Raw genomic sequence first — 412 nt, 5'->3', positions numbered from 1 at the left:
CAGGCAATATCCCGGCGGTATTTCTTTTTGTCTTTCATCGCAATTCTCTTAAATGACAGACGGCGGACAAAACCATGCCATACAAATGGATATTGATAAATGCGACCAAATGTCGCAAGGCAGTAAACAGCCGGCCACTCAAGCGCTGCGTGGCTGCGACATATTGCCGCAAGCACGATAAAAACCATCACGCAATAAAAAAAGCCGCCCCGGGGGAGGCGGCTCTCAACAAATGTTTGAAGTTTGTTTGAGGTGTGAACAGTGTAATGGCATGGTGGCCATTTTTGAATGTGGCATTTTGTCGCAATGGATAATAAGCCAGTTGAATCCGGCAAATAAAAATGCCCACCTGGTCAGGGCGGGCATTTTATCTGTCTGGTCAGGACAGTCATGCAGATGAGCTAGCAAGCCT

2 protein-coding genes are annotated in these 412 nt (G+C 47.3%); both read right to left on the bottom strand.

Annotation, left to right across the window (positions count from 1 at the left end):
- Window positions 1–191 (bottom strand): hypothetical protein (locus EAY64_RS20750; RefSeq protein WP_233566527.1); only part of this gene is annotated, 191 nt, incomplete at its 3' end.
- Between the two features lie 34 nt (window positions 192–225).
- A partial coding sequence (locus EAY64_RS20745; RefSeq protein ID WP_233566526.1) for a hypothetical protein occupies window positions 226–412 on the bottom strand: 187 nt, incomplete at its 5' end.

The sequence above is a fragment of the Aquitalea palustris genome, assembly GCF_003693445.1.
GTDB classification, from domain to species: Bacteria; Pseudomonadota; Gammaproteobacteria; order Burkholderiales; family Chromobacteriaceae; genus Aquitalea; species Aquitalea palustris.
This window is presented reverse-complemented; position numbering and strand designations above follow the sequence as displayed.